The sequence below is a fragment of the Paenibacillus sp. GP183 genome (genome assembly GCF_900104695.1).
In the GTDB taxonomy this organism is placed as follows: Bacteria; Bacillota; Bacilli; order Paenibacillales; family NBRC-103111; genus Paenibacillus_AI.
This window is the reverse complement of sequence record NZ_FNSW01000001.1, coordinates 3,501,357-3,518,530: the sequence shown is the minus strand read 5'-3', so window position 1 is coordinate 3,518,530 and position 17,174 is coordinate 3,501,357. Positions and strand designations below refer to the sequence as shown.

Annotated in this window: 12 protein-coding genes; all 12 read left to right on the top strand. The window is 44.2% G+C overall.

Going from position 1 to position 17,174, the window contains the following annotated elements:
• The first annotated feature begins 6 nt into the window (after positions 1-6).
• The 12 genes from BLV33_RS17335 to BLV33_RS17270 all read left to right on the top strand — a co-directional run bounded on the left by BLV33_RS17335 (position 7) and on the right by BLV33_RS17270 (position 17,104).
• Positions 7-1,662: an ABC transporter substrate-binding protein gene (locus BLV33_RS17335; protein WP_090799013.1), complete on the top strand. Its 1,656-nt coding sequence runs from the start codon at positions 7-9 to the stop codon at positions 1,660-1,662.
• A gap of 162 nt (positions 1,663-1,824) precedes the next feature.
• On the top strand, positions 1,825-2,796 hold the full coding sequence (locus tag BLV33_RS17330) for an alpha-L-fucosidase (RefSeq protein ID WP_090794406.1): 972 nt from the start codon (positions 1,825-1,827) through the stop codon (positions 2,794-2,796).
• A gap of 286 nt (positions 2,797-3,082) precedes the next feature.
• A complete protein-coding gene (locus BLV33_RS17325; RefSeq protein ID WP_366414823.1) occupies positions 3,083-4,015 on the top strand; it encodes an ATP-binding domain-containing protein in 933 nt (310 codons plus the stop codon).
• A complete protein-coding gene (locus BLV33_RS17320; RefSeq protein ID WP_090794403.1) occupies positions 4,012-4,368 on the top strand; it encodes a hypothetical protein in 357 nt (118 codons plus the stop codon). The genes BLV33_RS17325 and BLV33_RS17320 overlap by 4 nt, the downstream gene beginning before the upstream one ends.
• Positions 4,369-5,164: 796 nt before the next feature.
• Positions 5,165-6,316: an ABC transporter ATP-binding protein gene (locus tag BLV33_RS17310; RefSeq protein WP_090794397.1), complete on the top strand. Its 1,152-nt coding sequence runs from the start codon at positions 5,165-5,167 to the stop codon at positions 6,314-6,316.
• Positions 6,309-7,226, top strand: coding sequence for a carbohydrate ABC transporter permease (locus tag BLV33_RS17305; protein WP_090794395.1), 918 nt, complete (start codon positions 6,309-6,311; stop codon positions 7,224-7,226). Before BLV33_RS17310 ends, BLV33_RS17305 begins: the two co-directional genes overlap by 8 nt.
• Positions 7,227-7,342: 116 nt before the next feature.
• On the top strand, positions 7,343-8,041 hold the full coding sequence (locus BLV33_RS17300) for a carbohydrate ABC transporter permease (RefSeq protein WP_366414822.1): 699 nt from the start codon (positions 7,343-7,345) through the stop codon (positions 8,039-8,041).
• A gap of 28 nt (positions 8,042-8,069) precedes the next feature.
• Positions 8,070-9,422, top strand: a complete 1,353-nt coding sequence (locus BLV33_RS17295; protein WP_090794389.1) for an ABC transporter substrate-binding protein — start codon at positions 8,070-8,072, stop codon at positions 9,420-9,422.
• A gap of 718 nt (positions 9,423-10,140) precedes the next feature.
• Positions 10,141-12,174: a M1 family aminopeptidase gene (locus BLV33_RS17285; RefSeq protein WP_090794383.1), complete on the top strand. Its 2,034-nt coding sequence runs from the start codon at positions 10,141-10,143 to the stop codon at positions 12,172-12,174.
• 487 nt (positions 12,175-12,661) lie between these two features.
• Positions 12,662-15,088 (top strand): RNA polymerase recycling motor HelD, encoded by a 2,427-nt coding sequence (gene helD / locus BLV33_RS17280; RefSeq protein WP_090794378.1) that lies wholly within the window; start codon positions 12,662-12,664, stop codon positions 15,086-15,088.
• Between the two features lie 406 nt (positions 15,089-15,494).
• Entirely contained in the window at positions 15,495-16,688 is a 1,194-nt protein-coding gene (locus BLV33_RS17275; RefSeq protein ID WP_090794375.1) for a ParM/StbA family protein, read from the top strand.
• Positions 16,685-17,104 (top strand): hypothetical protein, encoded by a 420-nt coding sequence (locus tag BLV33_RS17270; protein WP_090794371.1) that lies wholly within the window; start codon positions 16,685-16,687, stop codon positions 17,102-17,104. The genes BLV33_RS17275 and BLV33_RS17270 overlap by 4 nt, the downstream gene beginning before the upstream one ends.
• Positions 17,105-17,174 lie beyond the last annotated feature (70 nt).

Genomic DNA, 17,174 nt, shown 5'->3' with positions numbered 1-17,174 from the left:
AAAAAGATGACGATTATCGCCTGCTTGATCATTCTCTTCGGAGCCGTGTTTCTGTCAGGCTGTCAGGACAATAAATCGGCAGATAGCTCGCAAAACAGCAACGCTCCCGGCAATAGTACGTCCTCCGTGAATCCTGCTGGCCAATTCCCGATCACCAACGATAAAACGACTCTCAAAGTCATGGTGCCGGAAAACTCGGTTGTCAAAGATTTCTCGACCAACGAGTTTACCAAATATTTGGAGGAAAAAACTAACATACACATCGATTGGGAAATCATCCCTTCGAAATCAGCCTCGGAAAAGCTGAACCTCGTTCTTTCCGGAGGGGACTACCCTGATGTGATCATGGGCTTCGGCGTGTCCAACACCCAGCAAATGATCTACGGAAGCCAGGGAATCTTTTTGCCCATGAATAAAATGATCGACAAGTACGGCGTTGAGACGAAGAAAATGTTCCAGGAACTGCCCGTCGTCAAAGAGAGCATCACCGCGCCGGATGGAAATATTTACGCACTGCCCCAGACGAATGAGTGCTTCCACTGTGATCTTCCCCGAAGAATGTGGATTTATCAGCCTTGGCTGGATAAACTCGGACTGAAAATGCCGACTACCACCGATGAATTTTATGAAGTGCTGAAAGCGTTTAAAACGAAAGATCCAAACGGCAACGGGAAAGCCGATGAGATTCCGCTATCCGGCTCGCCGACCGGCTTCTATACCAGCATTGATTCCTTCTTGATGGACGCATTCATATACAACCCCGGCGGCGACCGGATTTATCTTGATAAAAAGAAAGTCGTCGTCCCCTTCGATAAGCCGGAATGGAAGGATGGATTATTGTATCTGCATAAGCTCTACAGCGAAGGATTGCTGGACCACCAGTCTTTGACGCAGGACGGCAACCAATTAAAGCAGCTTGGCGAAAATCCAAATACGGCGGTTTTGGGCGCCGTATCGGCTATGCACATGGGCGTTTTCACGGAATTTTACGGAAAAAGCAATCGATGGCTGGAATACAAGACGGTTCCTCCCTTAAAAGGTCCGAAGGGGCTGCAGGTCGCGACGCTGGAAGGTTATCACTCGGTGGGCGGCGGGGAATTCCTGATCACAAAGGCAGCCAAAAATCCGGAAGCGGCGTTCCGTCTGGCCGATTTTATCTATAATGAAGAGAGCACGCTCCGTTCTACGGTCGGGCGTCCCGATCAAGAATGGGTAAAAGCGCAGCCGGGCGAAATCGGAATCAACGGTAAACCGGCCAAATGGAAACAGATCGCCAACTGGGGACAGGTGCAAAACTTCAACTGGGGCCAAACCGGAATATCCTACCGCTCCAACGATCTGCGGTTGGGCGAAGTTGCCAATCCGGAGAAACCGCTTGAGGTGGTTATGTACAACGAGGCCAAGCAAAAATACGATCCATACAAACCCGATATCAGCCAAGTACTTCCTCCATTATTCTTCAGCAACGAACAGGCGGGCGAACTATCCGATCTAGCAAAAACGATCAACGATTACGTCAACGAAATGATGGCGCGTTTCGTTACGGGCGATGCGGATTTGGACAAAGAATGGAGCTCCTACTTGAGCAACCTGAAAAAAATGAATCTGGAGCGCTACCTCCAAATTTATCAAGAAGCTTATGACAAAAAGTATAAGAAATAGGCAGGTGACCGACAAATGAAATCATTCCAACCGATCCGTCTTCGCCCGGCCTGTTTTGGATTTTCTTACGTCGGAGAATGTTACCGGGATGAAATTGGATCACTGCTTATCCATATATCAACAATTATACGATAGTAAATATAAAAAATAGGGAGTTACACTATGAATAAACAAGATCTGGCAGAGAAACAACTGTGGTTTGTCAATCAAAGGTTTGGAATGTTCATTCACTTCAACAGCGCCACCTTTCAGTTTGCGGATACCAAAATGGAAGATTGGGAATACGGACACGAGAATCATAATGAGCCTCGTCAATACCCATTTGACCCGCATGACTGGAACCCTGCACATCTCGATTGTACACAATGGGCTCAAGCCGCAAAATCCGCCGGAATGAGGTTTTCCGCTTTAACGGCGAAGCATCATGAAGGATTCGGTTTATGGCCAAGCCAGTACACGGAGCATTGCATCAGAAATGCTTCGAATCAGAAAGATGTCGTACGCGAATATCTTGATGCTTTCCGGGCGGAAGGAATTGAAGCGGGGCTCTATTTTTCCATGCTGGACCTGCATCATCAGATCGGCCGAAAAAAATGTACACTGGAGGACAAAGAATTTATCAAAAACCAGCTAAGAGAGCTGCTTACGAGCTACGGCGATATCCCTTTCCTCATCATTGACGGTTGGAATGCACATTGGGGCGGGCCTAATTATGAAGATCTCCCCTTTGAGGAAATCGATGACTGGGTAAAACGTTTTCAGCCTGACTGTTTACTGATGAATATCAGCTGTGAATCGAATTTGGACCATACGGATGTCGTTTTTTATGAAAATGCTGCCGGGCAAGAAGTGGACGACACGTTCGAGGGTCCGGGCGCGAGCTGCAATATATTGACGAAAACCTGGTTCTGGAGAAAACCGGATACGACGATGGAGCTTAAGACGGCCGACTGGGTACTGGATAAACTCCATGAAATGTATAAACATAACGTCTCATTCTTATTAAACGGAGCACCGAATCAGCAAGGTTTGTTGGACGCAAACGTTGTGGAGCGCTTTAAAGAAATCGGGGAACGATACCGGCAGCCGGCAGATCTCAAGGCAGTCCCACCAAACTGGCTGTTTCGAAAATAACCAACTGCAACATGGCCGCTATGTATTCGCGGCCTCAGACTGTCGACAAAGTCTTGGGCTTGTTGACAAAGTAGGCAGGGAGCGAGTCCTGCCTACTTTTCTTTCTTATTAATCTGATTTGAGGCACTTTTGTACTTCATTTCTTTGCTATATAAGATGAACTAAAGTGACTTGGAAGGAATTTCAAGTAATACTCGTCGAATAGGTTAAGATCAACTATTGGACGGGTGATGCAAGATGAAACCGGTAGAAGAACAATTGTATGAAGTGGAGCAACGGCTAAAGCATGAGCGATGCGATCGGGCTGTATGATCAGTTGTTCAGTGATGATGACGCTTTTCGGGAAAAGACGAACGAGACCGAAATGCCCGAACATTGGCCGGAAATCTGCAAGCAAACGAAGGAGAAGCTGAGTCGGCTCGAGCTGTTTTATGAGGATGCGGCCCCGTTCCTGTGTTTAAAAGAACTTGTCGAGAGCGCTCGGACGAACACGGAGGTACGGCATATATTTGTCGACGAAGGTCAGGATTATTCGCCATTCCAATTCGTGTTTCTCAAACAGCTGTTTCCTCGCGCCAAAATGTCGGTGCTCGGCGATTTCGGCCAAGCGATCTTCCCTCAAGCAACGAATCTGCACGAGGCGGATTCGCCATTGATCCGGCTTTACGGTGAAGGCGAAACGAGCCTGATCCGCCTTGTCCGAAGTTATCGTTCAACCCGTGAGATTGTGGAGTTTACGAAGTCGCTGCTACCAAGTGGAGAGATCGTGCCTTTCGAGAGGAGCGGCAGGAAGCCGTACCTCTCGAAGGCTGGCAGCGGGGAAAAGCGGACGGCGCAAATAATAGAGGACCTCGCGGCGCTTAAGGCTGAAGGCTTCGACTCCATCGCCGTCATTACGAAGACCGCAGCCGAAAGCCGTGAGGCCTATGAAGCATTGACGACGCAGGGTTGCGAGTCTCTGCGGCTCATTACGAAGGAGACGCTCACCTTTGAAAAGGGAACGTTGGTTATTCCCGCATATCTCGCTAAGGGTGTTGAGTTCGACGCGGTTCTGATCTACGATGCTTCTTCTCAAGCATACAACCGGGAAAGCGAACGCAAGCTCTTTTATACAGCATGTACGCGTGCGATGCATCGGCTTCTGCTTTATACGACAGGAGAATGGACGCTCTTCATTCAGGCAATGGATATGTCTTTGTATGAGGGGTTCGGGTGTTGACCCGGGATGCCGAGCTGCTAACCGTTTGCCCGGTTCCGACCTCCCGGTCGGGCCGATCTATTGAATATATGATAGGGAAGCTCGTGTTCCTCGAATATATGATTGCCCAGGATGATTTTGTAAAAGGAGTTAACCATGTCAACCTGGGTGGTATGAAGGGAGTCCCGTCCCCCGCTGTAGTCCAATTGGATGTGGAGTTCCAGCCTCATGGACATTCGGGGTTTGAAGTTCCGCGATATTCACGCGTATTTTATTTCCGACGAAGAGCAGCAGAATATAAAATAAATGAAACAAATGGGGTTAGCCTGTTGAGAAACATGAAGCTGACCCCATTTGTTTCGCCTCCAAGATGATATGCAGAACCGTATCACAAGTGAGGTGAAATTTGAGGGATGGAAAAGAATAGACCCGATAAGCTTATTTTAGAGTTAATGCGGGCCTTTTTGATGAGTAAAGAAAGTTTGACTTTATTAAAGCACTAAAGCGTAAATTAAACTAAACAAATTTCGACAAAAATATACAAAATCTTATCATAGAGATAATATAGGCTTTACATAAATATGTTTAGATAGAGAACGAAATACCTACGGGCTTGATACGTGTAGGCTGAATCATGACGGGGAGATTGGCTTCGTCTGCTTAATAGAGGCAAGAGGAGATGGAAGCTAAGTACAATTCATTTTTAATGACGCAATTCGCAGCCACAATAGCAGAGAGTATTGGAGTAGAATCGTCCAAATTGGAAGAAGTATCCATTTCATCAGTAAAAACCTTCATTCAAAAATATGAGATTCCAAGATTCCGTTACACCGATTTGCTTTGGCTCCATGTATACCGGCACTTTGCCAGTGGTACACGGCATACAACAATACCAAAAACATGTGATCCAAACTGGTTCATTATTTGATGCGCTAGTGCGAGGAAACAAAAAAGTTGCCATTGAGCCGTAGCAAATTCAAGCATGTCTATTATATTTGGTGAAAGACAGATAGATTACTATATTTCACCATATGACGACCATGGCATTCATACAAATGACGAAGGTCACGGAACACATGGTTCTGATTTGCCCGAGGATTTAAATGTCATGCATTTTTATGGTCTATATCCCAAAAAGCAAGTTTGAATAATGAAGGAGACAAACTTTCAATGAATCAAATCGAGTTAATTGATTTATCCAAATCATACGATGGTAATACAAATGTTATTGAAAACATAAACGTAGAAATTAAACAAGGTGAGTTTTTCGTATTGGTTGGTCCTTCCGGCTGTGGAAAAAGTACGCTTTTACGCATGATTGCAGGCTTAGAAGATATTACAGACGGCCTGTTAAAAATTAATGGAAAAGTATCTAACCATGCATTGCCAAAAGATCGGAATATCTCGATGGTATTCCAAAACTATGCGTTGTTTCCACATATGTCTGTAAGAGAAAATATCCTTTTTGGACTGGACGTGAAAAAAGTCTCGAAAGAAGATCAGCATAAGCGATTGAAGGAGACCGCAGAAATGATGGGTCTAACTGAATTGCTCAATCGCAAGCCGGGTCAGTTATCAGGTGGGCAACGGCAAAGGGTTGCACTTGCCAGAAGCATTTGCAGCCACTCTCCGATTTGTTTAATGGATGAACCGTTGTCTAATCTTGATGCACAATTAAGGGCGCAAATGCGTACGGAAATTCGGCGCATTCAAAAACAATTGGGCTTGACCATGATCTACGTAACCCATGATCAAGTTGAAGCAATGACAATGGGAGATCGAATCATGGTCTTGAATGGAGGGCATATTCAGCAAGTAGGTGCTCCGCTTACTTTATATAATAATCCGGCCAATAAATTCGTTGCAGGCTTTATCGGCACTCCGCAAATGAATATGGCACATACCGTGCTAATGGGGGATAGCATCGTATTAAATGATTCTATCCAAGTAAATATTGAATCCAGCAACAGGCATCATCTTCCGGCAGGCGAGGAATTTATCGTTGGGATTCGTCCAGAAAACATTTCATATGCTTCTGGTAAAACAAAAACCTCTTATCCTGTAACGATTATGAATGTGGAACTTCTGGGAAATGAAACGCAAATTGTATTTGAGGTCGGTCGGGAAATCTTTATCGCAAAATGGCCGGGCCAATGGAATATCGAGATTGGGTCAACAATACATGTAGATTTTCATCCTGATTTTTATCATTTTTTTGACGTAAATAGCGAGAAGTTAATCCGTGCCTCCCTTCAAAAGGATATGGATGCTCATGCGGATAAAGTTCGCAGCGCCGCACTGAGGGGGGAATATTATGGGTGAAGGATTCGAGCAGGAACTCTTGCTCAAAAAAAGGAAGCAGGAAAGAACGAATTTCTGGAAAGGGATGCTGTATATACTCCCCTCTCTAATCCTGTTCCTTATTTTCGTTATTTATCCATTCATACAAACGATAATCCAAAGCTTATTTTTGTCCGACAACCGCGGATTCTTGACAAAATTTGTTGCATTTCAAAATTACACAGAACTATTTAATGATCCGGTGTACCTTACGAGCATCAAAGCTACTTTCTTGTATACCCTGATCACAGTTCCCTTGACTATCGTAATTTCATTGTTTCTGGCGGTTATTTCCATTGAAAAATTAAAAGGGATGGGAATTTTTCAAACGATATTCTCTTCTACGATGGGGGTATCGGTTGCGGCTGGATCCGTGTTTTGGAGTTTTTTGTTCCATCCGACGGTTGGCATCCTCAATAAGTTGATAGCCTTTTTTGGCGGAGCTCCAATTGGATGGTTGACAAGCCCTTCATATGCCATGCTCTCCGTGTCGCTTGTTTCCGTCTGGATGAACATAGGGTTCTCTTACTTAGTGTTAATAGGGGGATTAAAAAACATAGACAGTTCCTACTATCAGAGCGCCGATATTGTCGGCGGAGGTTTCTGGTTCAAGTTAAGAAAAATCACCATTCCCCTGTTATCACCAACTTTGTTTTTTGTGTTGACTATATCGATCATCTATGCCTTCCAATCTTTTGGAGTCATTGATATGTTAACCAGGGGAGGACCTGTCAATAGTACCAATTTGCTTGTTTATAGCATATATACCGAAGCATTTGTCAACTTCCAGTATGGAAGTGCAACGGCACAGGGCGTCGTTTTGTTTATAATGATATTCATTGTTTCCCGTTTACAGATCAAACTGACAGAAAGATGGGTAACCTATCAATGACAATGCCGCTATCAAAAAAAATTATTTTGTATGCCATCTTGTCGATTTGTGCGTTTACGGTTTTCTTTCCTGTCATTTTTGCCATATTATTGAGCTTTTCGAACAATACGGATATTATGAACGGATTATATATTCCTGGCCGGTTGTCCTTTGGAAATTACGAGAACGCATTTAAAGCCCAGCCGTTGATGCACTATATAATCAACTCGGTAGTTGTTTCTATCATAATGACCGTGTTGCAGATTGTCTTGGCTCTACTAGCAGCTTATGCCTTTGTCTTCATTAACTTCAAAGGAAAAAATATAATCTTTCTCTTTTTTATGGCAACCATGATGATACCATCAGAGGCTTTGGTCATTTCAAACTTTCAGACTCTGCGATTATGGAACATGCTTAATACTTATTCAGGCCTGATTCTTCCAGGTCTCGCCTCTACCTTTGGTATCTTTTTGCTGAGGCAAAACTTCAAGCAGATCCCTTATGAGTTAAAGGAAGCCAGTCATCTCGCAGGAATAGGAGATTTTCGTTTTTTTCGAAAAGTAGCTGTTCCCATGTCCAAAAACAGTATCGTAACTTTGGCAATTTATAACTTTCTGGTCAGTTGGAATGCTTATATGTGGCCCTTGCTTGCTACGACTAATACAACGGTACGCACGGTGCAAATCGGCTTACGACAGTTGGCGACAACAGAAGTTTTAAATGATTATGGCATGATTACTGCCGGGGCTATGATTGTCGCATTGCCTACCCTTATTTTGATTTTTGCTGGCCAAAGCCGTTTGCAAGAGGGTCTTACCAAAGGCGCTCTCAAATAAATAAAAAAACCGACGAGGAGACTTCAACATGTTGAAAAGAGTAATGGTAACTGTATTATCGGCCATGGTCGTTCTGACTGGTTGTGGAACCGGAGCAAGCACTGGTTCAAAGGAATCTAACGCGCCAAAAGCTACACAATCTTCTACAACCGATGGAAACCCTACAAAAGTATTGTTCTGGCATTCAATGAGTGGTGCGAATCAAGCGAATTTAGAAAAAATTGTAAACGGATTTAACGCTAGCCAAAAAGAAGTCGTTGTAGTCGCTGAAAATCAAGGGAGCTATGACGAATCCACCTCTAAATTCTTCAACATGAACGGTGGAGCAGGTCGTCCATCTTTAATTCAAATCGGTGAACAAAATTTGCAATCGATGATCGATTCACAATTGATCGAACCTGTATCCAACCAGGTTAAAGATTATAACTATAAGCTCGATGATTTGATCCCGCAAGTGGTAAACTTCTATACAGTAAATAAAACGCTGTATGCGATGCCATTCAATGCATCTTCACCTGTTCTCTACTATAATGTAGAAGCATTGAAAAATGCCGGATATGATAAAGCTCCTTCCACGTATGAAGAAATTTTAAAAGCAGGCCCTAAAATTAAAGCGTCGAATAATGGGATGAGAGCATTTACCAAGCCTGTATATGGCTATGCTCTGGACCAAATGGTAACCAATATGGGTGGACTTGTTGTCAACAATGCTAACGGCCGCACAAGTCGTACTACCGAAGTAGCTTATCAAAATGAAATTTTAACGATCTTTACTTGGCTGCATGATCTGATTAAAGCCGACCAATTCGTAAATTATGGAAAAAACATTGATAATATCGTTACTGGATTTTATAAAAAAGACATTGCGATGTTCATTTCAACATCCGCCACTGCCGCTAAATTGGTTACGAGCGCGCCTTTTGAAGTCGGCATAGCCTATCTACCTCATTCTGAAGGCAAGGAACCTCAAGGAGTATATGCAGGCGGCGGAGCATTAGTTGTGTCTAAAGGGCTTCCTGCAAAAGAAAGAGAAGCTACTATGAAATTCATGCAATACGCAACCTCTGCAGAGGTACAAGCTGTTTGGGCAGGCGATACAGGTTACTTCCCTATTAATACAAAATCATTTGAAACAAATACAATGCAGGCGATTTATGCAAAAACGCCTCAATTAAAAGTGGCAGCGGATCAATTTAAAAATTCCAAGCAAACAGAAGCAACCGCCGGCCCATTATTGTCGCAACTTCCACAGCTTCGTAATGATCTGCAAGCTGCCGAAGAAATGGTATTCAATGGTAAAAATCCACGTGAAGCAATGGATCAGGCTGTTGCAAATACAAATAAACAAATTAAAAAAGCAAATGAATCGATAAAAAAGTAGTGTACTAGGGAGATAACCCATAAGAGGGGCAGTTAGAAAAATTTGCCCCTCATGTGGGTTATTTTTGTTTTACAGTGTGAAACATCATTTCGGCAGCAAAATCTTATGGAGCTGGCGGCAGCTCCTTTCGTATTTTTCGCCGTTAGACCCGATACGGTGAAAACTACCACAAGTGATTTCGCCTTACGTGTGATACGGATACCTTGCAGCAATCTTACTTAGAATTTCAACACCGATATTCCCTCAAATTTCGCCGTGGCAGACGATTTAGCTTCCATGGAACAATAGCAAAAAACGGCTTTGTTCGCATCGTTTGCGAAAGGGCCGTTCTTTGTTTTTCTTCGGATTTCCCGAAATAGATGGGCAAGGTAACGAAATAAGAGCATGGACATGTTCATAAAATAATGGTTTTTGTACATATGTCTCATCTGATCTTAATTCTCCTAAATTTTTCATGCTAATTTCATTGTGTATCAGTAAAATATGAATTAACTTGACATTGGAATAAATGTTCAACCGATTTCTGTGCACCGCGCTTTTGTAAGGATAGGACGCGGAAAGGTTCTGGTGCAAAAATTTTTATAACCACAATATATAGTGCCCTAAAATTTCATTTGGCATTAAGTTAACACTACATACGGGATGTAAAAATATTTTTGCACCAGAACCCTAAATTGTGTATTACTCTGATCCATACTTAAGTAACGGGGTGCCTGCTATGATTCGTTTCAATAAATTTTTAGTAATAATCATCATTACAGCTACTTTAGTTTCTCAGAACGTATTATCTGTATTTGCAGCGACCGATTCATTTTCCGATATTAAAGGTCACTGGGCTGAAGTGACAATAAAGTGGGCGACTGATCAAAAAATAGTTCAAGGGTACGAAGATGGAACATTTAGACCGGACAACATCGTAACGGAAGCAGAGTTCCTTGCAATACTACTTCGGTTATACCCGAACGCTATGGAAATAGTTAAAAAGAATCCTTCAACTCCAAATAACTGGACATATCCGTATTATGTTGTCGCGAAACAGTTTAACATGCCTCTTGCTGCTTTGGCGGCCACTCCCATTGCCCGTGGCCATGTTGCCGAGCTCATCGTGGGTGCCTTCGGAAACCACTATGATACCAATGGGGCCATTGCTTTCTTATACGATATGGGCCTCTCTAATGGCCGAAATGGGAAGACCCTACGTGGATACGAGGTGGCTGGTAATTTAACTAGGGCTGAGGCGGCACAATTTGTAAAGTCTCTTTCAGAAAAAGTATCGACATTGGAGTTAAAAAAGCGGCCTGATGAGGAACTTCAAAACCCATCCGTGAGTAAGTATTACCTTAGCAACCGGGTTGCCAATTACAACATTCAGGTATCGGTTGATGGTCAACATAAAACGTTAACCGGGACAGAAACTATAAAGTGGAAAAATCCAGCGAAGGGACCGGTCAAGGAGTTATATTTTCACATGTACCCGAATGCATTCGAGTCCACAAATACGACTTTTTGGAAGGAAAGGTTAGCGGATGGATTTCCGAAACCAACGTTACCGGATGACTTAGGTAACATCCAGATTTCAAGGATGGAAACCGAACAAGGAGAACAATTGACATCCCACATGCAATTTGTACAGCCTGATGACGGTAATCAAGAGGATCGGACTTTACTGAAAGTCGATCTCCCTTATACCGTCCCCCCTGAGGGTACGATCAAAATAACCATGCAATTTTCCGTACAATTACCTCAACTCCATAGACGAATGGGTCATACCGATGAATTTGTAATGGCCGGGCAGTGGTTTCCCAAAATCGCCGTCTATGAACCATCTGGGACGAGAGGGCGTATGACTGACGGTTGGCACCTTCATCAATTCCATGCGAATTCCCAGTTTTATGCGGATTTCGGTGAGTATGATGTATCGATAGATTGTCCAGCTAGTGATATCGTTGCAGCTACAGGTTCGGAGGTATCCGCCAAACCTATTGGAAGAGATATCGCTAGGCATTACTTTCATGCGGGGGATGTTCATGATTTTGCCTGGGCGGCATCCCCCAACTTTATGTTTTCGGAAGCGCCCTCCAATTCGGGAACAACAATCAAGTTATATTTGGATCCTAAACATGCCCATCTAAAAAGCAGATATATGCAGGCTGCACAAAAATCTCTTCAAAAATATCGGGAATGGTATGGTGAGTATCCTTATCCCTCATTGTCCATCATTGCTCCACCAGCAAAAGGAAAACATGCCGGTCGGATGCAATACCCGACATTAATTACCGCATCCGCAGGCATTGAAGAAAACCCAGACTTAAATCTGGAAAGGGTCATAGCCCATGAAATAGCTCATCAATATTGGTATGGAATGGTGGCCAATGATGAGTTCGAAGAACCTTGGTTGGATGAAGGCTTCGCTTCATATGCAGAAGAGAAGCTTATGACATCAGAATTTGGCATTGATCCGAAACAATTTTATAGACCTTCTTCTCCAACCTACAATCGATTAACGAAATACAGTTGGCAGTACAAAAATTATATTGACTATGTAAATAACGTTTATATCGGCGGAAAGCATGTGCTTCAAGAAATTGAACAAAAAATCGGAAGCGAAAAAATGCAAGAAGTGATGAAAGTTTATTTCGAGCGATGGAAATTTAAACACCCTGGCACGAAAGATTTCAAGGAAATATTGGAGCATGTGACTCAACAAAACTGGCAAGAATATTTTGCATCTTCTGTTTATGGAAATTCGTAATTGTACAATGATCTCGCTGCGACTTTTTTGTACGTGCTAATCAAACCTTTTTGGGGTAGAACCAAATAGGACATATGTACAAAAATATCGAGTTTTATGCAGATGTCTGCCAATGATACATCGTCAAACATGCAAAAAGGCCATAGAATCTGTGGGTGCCCTTAATTTTTCGCCGTTATGACCGTTAAGGTGAACCTTACCACAAGTAAGGCGAATTTTTGGTCTTAACGGTCTGGTTCGCAACGGCCAAGCCCAATGATTCGGGAACAAAAAAAGAACCGGAAGACACGGCCGGTTCTTACTTCTATATAAATAAATTGCATACAAAGAAGCATCGTGATAAGATTAGAAGGCCGTTGCGAAAAAATTATCTAAAGACATAATTAATACATCATACTTACACTACTATCATACCACGTGGGTTTGCGGTTTGTCAAACGTTATTTTGCTTCTTTATACAAGTCCGAAAAGGAGTGTGTTGGTGAGGATGGTAAACGAGGAGGATTGGCAGCAAGAACAGGAGCGGCTAGTTCTGGTTACGGAAAAACTGCGATCGAAAATCGTCGAACTGGATCCAGAGGTGGCCGGGTTGCGCGATCAGGTGGTGGACATTCGCAAGCGGTTTTGGGAGGAAGTTACAGTCAACACAAGCACTGACGAAGATTTCGAAGAGACCTTCTACAGTATAAAACAGCAAGAGGCTGTGTTGTCCGAACGGGAGCGCAGTCACCAACAACGGATGAAGCGTTGGAAAAGCATGAAACGGCTGCTGCCGTCTCCCTACTTCGGGCGCATCGATTTTCAAGAGGATGGTCTGAGCTTCAGCGAGCAAATTTACATCGGCGTATCGTCTTTCGACGATGCAGATGGGATGAGCTTTCTGGTGTATGATTGGCGAACACCAGTTGCAAGTATGTACTACGACTATTCCCCGGGGGCGTCCGCCTATGAAACGCCAGGCGGGCAAATCACGGGTACGATGATGCTGAAGCGGCAATACCAGATCCGCGACGGTCAGCTCCAGAATGTGTTCGACACGAGCTTAACGATCGGCGACGAATTGCTTCAGCAGGTGCTTGGCAAGAGCGCGGATACACAAATGAAGAGCATCGTGGCGACCATCCAAAAGGAACAAAACGCCATCATCCGCAACGACAAGAGCCGTATGCTCATTGTGCAGGGGGCGGCCGGCAGCGGAAAGACGTCCGCGGCGCTGCAACGGGCAGCGTACTTGTTGTATAAACACCGCGATAGGCTCAAGGCTGACCAGATCGTTCTTTTCTCGCCTAATCCGATGTTTAACAGTTATGTATCCACGGTTCTTCCTGAGCTCGGCGAGGAGAACATGCAGCAGACGACCTTTCAGGAATATCTTGCGTATTGGCTTGGATCCACGTTGCGCCTAGAGGACCCGTTCGAGCAGATCGAATATGTAATGACGTCAAAATTTTCGCAAGGGTATGAAGCACGGATGAGTGGGATGCAATATAAGGCGTCCGAAGCTTTCCTGCAAGCTCTCCAAAGCTATGCGCTGTGGCTGGGGAAAGAAGGCATGCTATTCCGCAGTATCCGTTTCCGGGACCGAGAATTGATTACCGCTGAGCAAATGAAATTGCAATTTTACAGCTATGAAAGTTCCATCCGCCTGGCTAATCGCGTCATACTGCTGCGGGAATGGCTGCTGCGACAGCTGAGTTCGCTGGAGCGTAAGGAGCAGGAGGCGCTCTGGGTTCAAGATGAACTTGATTATCTCGACAACGAGCAATATACCGAAGCCTACAGCGTGCTGCTCAAGAAGTACCAGCGAGAAGAGGCGGTCTTCGATTTTACCAAACAGTATGTGGAAGTCTATGGCGAGTTTCGCGGGAAGGAGCAGGGGGAAGAGAATGTCTTCGACTTTGCCGAGCAGGAAGAAGAGCTGCTGCGTCGGATGGTCGTAAAGGAGCGCTTCAAACCGCTGAGGCGGGACGTGAAGCGGTTAATGTTCATAGATGCGATCGGGCTGTATGATCAGTTGTTCGGTGATGATGACGCTTTTCGGAAAATGACGAACGAGACCGAAATGCCCGAACGGTGGCCGGAAATCTGCATGCAAACGAAGGAGAAGCTGAGTCGGCTCGAACTGTTTTATGAGGATGCGGCCCCGTTCCTGTGTTTAAAAGAACTTGTCGAGAGCGCTCGGACGAACACGGAGGTGCGGCATCTATTTGTCGACGAAGGCCAGGATTATTCGCCATTCCAATTCGTGTTTCTTAAACAGCTGTTTCCTCGCGCCAAAATGTCGGTGTTCGGCGATTTCGCCCAAGCGATCTTCCCTCAAACAACGATTCTGCACGAGGCGGATTCGCCGTTGATCCGGCTTTACGGCGAAGGCGAAACGAGCCTGATCCGTCTTGTCCGAAGTTATCGTTCAACCCGTGAGATTGTGGAGTTTACGAAGTCGCTGCTACCAAGCGGAGAGATCGTGCCTTTCGAGAGGAGCGGCAGGAAGCCTTACCTCTCGAAGGTTGGCAGCGGCGAAAAGCGGGCGGCGCGAATAATAGAGGACCTCGCGGCGCTTAAGGCTGAAGGCTTCGACTCCATCGCCGTCATTACAAAGACTGCAGCCGAAAGCCGCGAAGCCTATGAAGCATTGACGACGCAGGGTTGCGAGTCTCTGCGGCTCATTACAAAGGAGACGCTCACCTTTGAGAAGGGAACGTTGGTTATTCCCGCATATCTCGCTAAGGGAGTTGAATTCGACGCCGTGCTAATCTACGATGCTTCTTCGCGGACGTATCGTTGGGAAAGCGAGCGTAAACTCTTTTATACAGCATGCACGCGCGCGATGCATCGGCTTCTACTCTATTCGACAGGGGAATGGACGCTCTTCATTCAGACATTGGATATGTCTTTGTATGAGGTAGCGCAATAAGTGATTGATGCACGGTTGTTTAGAGCCGGCTTTAACTTCATTGAAGGCAAGGCTCCCAAAAGGGAGCCTTCAAAAATCGCTTTATAGATGATACGCCGAACCATATCACAAGTAACGGCGAAAAATTGTCCGGGAAAGTCTTAATAGATACAGTTGAACCGACCTCTAAAAATTATTTTAGGGGTTTTTGTCATAGTTTTTCGAACATAAATTTTTGGGGTTTACCATTACCTAAACTTTAAAGTTTAAAGTTTGAAGTTTGAGGTTTAAACTCCTAAGGTTTGAGTTTTAAAGTTTAAAGTTTAAACTTTAGAAAAAACAAGAAATTATCTATTAACCCACCCAAACCAACGAGACATTTCGAATCTATATATATTAACTCATATAGGTTGGGAGAGGAAATAGAATGGCAAAGCAAGATATTCTTACCACAACCATCAATCTGTCCATTGATAACGGGAGCAGTCATGTTAAAGGAATATATGACGATTTGAGCCGCACTTTTATTTTCCCTAATGTGGTGGCACAACCATTTGGGGAGCGTTATTTATTAATGGAACAAGGAGAACCCCTGGATTTTTTAGATGTTCAGATCACATCTCCTGCAATCGAAACTGATCAATACCGTCATGTCTATGTGGGTAATTTAGCGATCGGCGATGAAGGTATTGTTCATGAAATCGTAGGAGATAAAGCGGTTCAAAAGAAGGCACAGAGACCCGAGACGATGGTTACTCTCCTAACGGCGGCGGCATATGCTATTGCTATGAAACATGAGGATGCCATTAAAAGTGGGAAGAGTCGCATTAAGGCAGCGGTAAACTTAGGAACAGGGTTGCCCATAAGAGAAATCACTCATTTCCGCGAAGAATTTAGTCGAAAAATTACTGGAGGCGTTCACTCCATTACATTTGTTACAACACCATTATTCAAAGGAGTAACGGTGGAGATGGAGTTCTCGCTTCCTACGGATATTAGCATTGATGATGTGTCTGGTGTATATGATATGGAGGCCACTTCAAAATCACAGTTATCACATAAGGGCTTTGGTATTGCGGATGTAGGTGGTGTGGATATGGATATCGCATTTTTTAGACCGGGTTTAGATCTGGACCAACGGCATTCAACAGGTGCCAAAATCTACTTAAACGATGCTTTGGAAAGCATACGTAATGAGGTCAATGCCCATGGAGAAGAGTTAATTGGCAGCACAGCAGAACTGACTAAAATGCTCGTCAGCAAGGAATATGAAATTTACGCAGAAGGTAAGGTTGCGTTTGATATGACCAACCTTGTAAACCGCCACATGCGCATATTGGCGGAAAAAGTGTTGAAATATGCACGTAATTCTTGGAAGAATGTCCGCTACGCCAACGAGTTTTGGTTTATCGGCGGTGGAGCAATTGTACTTCAACCTTGGATCGAGAAATTAAATGCCGAGTTGGGTTTACCAATCCGTTTCGATAAAACAGAGTATAGCCAATTCCGCAATGTCCGCGGAACTTTCTTTTTGCTCGATCATGCCTTGAAACATGCGGATGAAGCGGCGGCAAGCATTGAAAACGAGAAGGGGTCCGAAGGTGGGAGCGGATCTGATTGAAGAAACGGAGATCAACTGTTTTCGTTTGTCCCGGTAAGGATGTGACCCTTTATATCCCGTCTGAGACCCCACCTGAGGTCATCGATTATATGAACCAATTGAAGGCAGACGGGATGTTCAGTCAAGGTATAATGGATATTGTGACAAGATATATACTCCAAGAACAACAATCGCTTTCGATTCCAGCTTCGGGAGATTCACAAATCGAAGGAATGGGACCGTCCATAAATGATACTTATGAGGTTCATTCGAATTCGAATATCGAACCCATCATAGCGGAACCAGTGGAAGAGCAGGAACACCATGTGTTCAGGGATGGCCCGGGTTCCAACGAACAGAAGAATTTTAGTCTGGAACAAATATTTCGTCAAGCCGGGCGGAATGCGGGTAAGCTTTTGCAGGATACAGAAAAATGAAAGAATATTCGTTCACGTTTGAATTCGATTAATTCCTTAATTCCCAAATCCGTTATTTGCATGTTCACAA

Coding starts and splice junctions, on each gene's coding strand:
- BLV33_RS17335 (WP_090799013.1), top strand. CDS start 7: ATGACGATTATCGCCTGCTTGATCATTCTCTTCGGAGCCGTGTTTCTG.
- BLV33_RS17330 (WP_090794406.1), top strand. CDS start 1,825: ATGAATAAACAAGATCTGGCAGAGAAACAACTGTGGTTTGTCAATCAA.
- BLV33_RS17325 (WP_366414823.1), top strand. CDS start 3,083: ATGAGCGATGCGATCGGGCTGTATGATCAGTTGTTCAGTGATGATGAC.
- BLV33_RS17310 (WP_090794397.1), top strand. CDS start 5,165: ATGAATCAAATCGAGTTAATTGATTTATCCAAATCATACGATGGTAAT.
- BLV33_RS17305 (WP_090794395.1), top strand. CDS start 6,309: ATGGGTGAAGGATTCGAGCAGGAACTCTTGCTCAAAAAAAGGAAGCAG.
- BLV33_RS17300 (WP_366414822.1), top strand. CDS start 7,343: ATGAACGGATTATATATTCCTGGCCGGTTGTCCTTTGGAAATTACGAG.
- BLV33_RS17295 (WP_090794389.1), top strand. CDS start 8,070: ATGTTGAAAAGAGTAATGGTAACTGTATTATCGGCCATGGTCGTTCTG.
- BLV33_RS17285 (WP_090794383.1), top strand. CDS start 10,141: ATGATTCGTTTCAATAAATTTTTAGTAATAATCATCATTACAGCTACT.
- helD (WP_090794378.1), top strand. CDS start 12,662: ATGGTAAACGAGGAGGATTGGCAGCAAGAACAGGAGCGGCTAGTTCTG.
- BLV33_RS17275 (WP_090794375.1), top strand. CDS start 15,495: ATGGCAAAGCAAGATATTCTTACCACAACCATCAATCTGTCCATTGAT.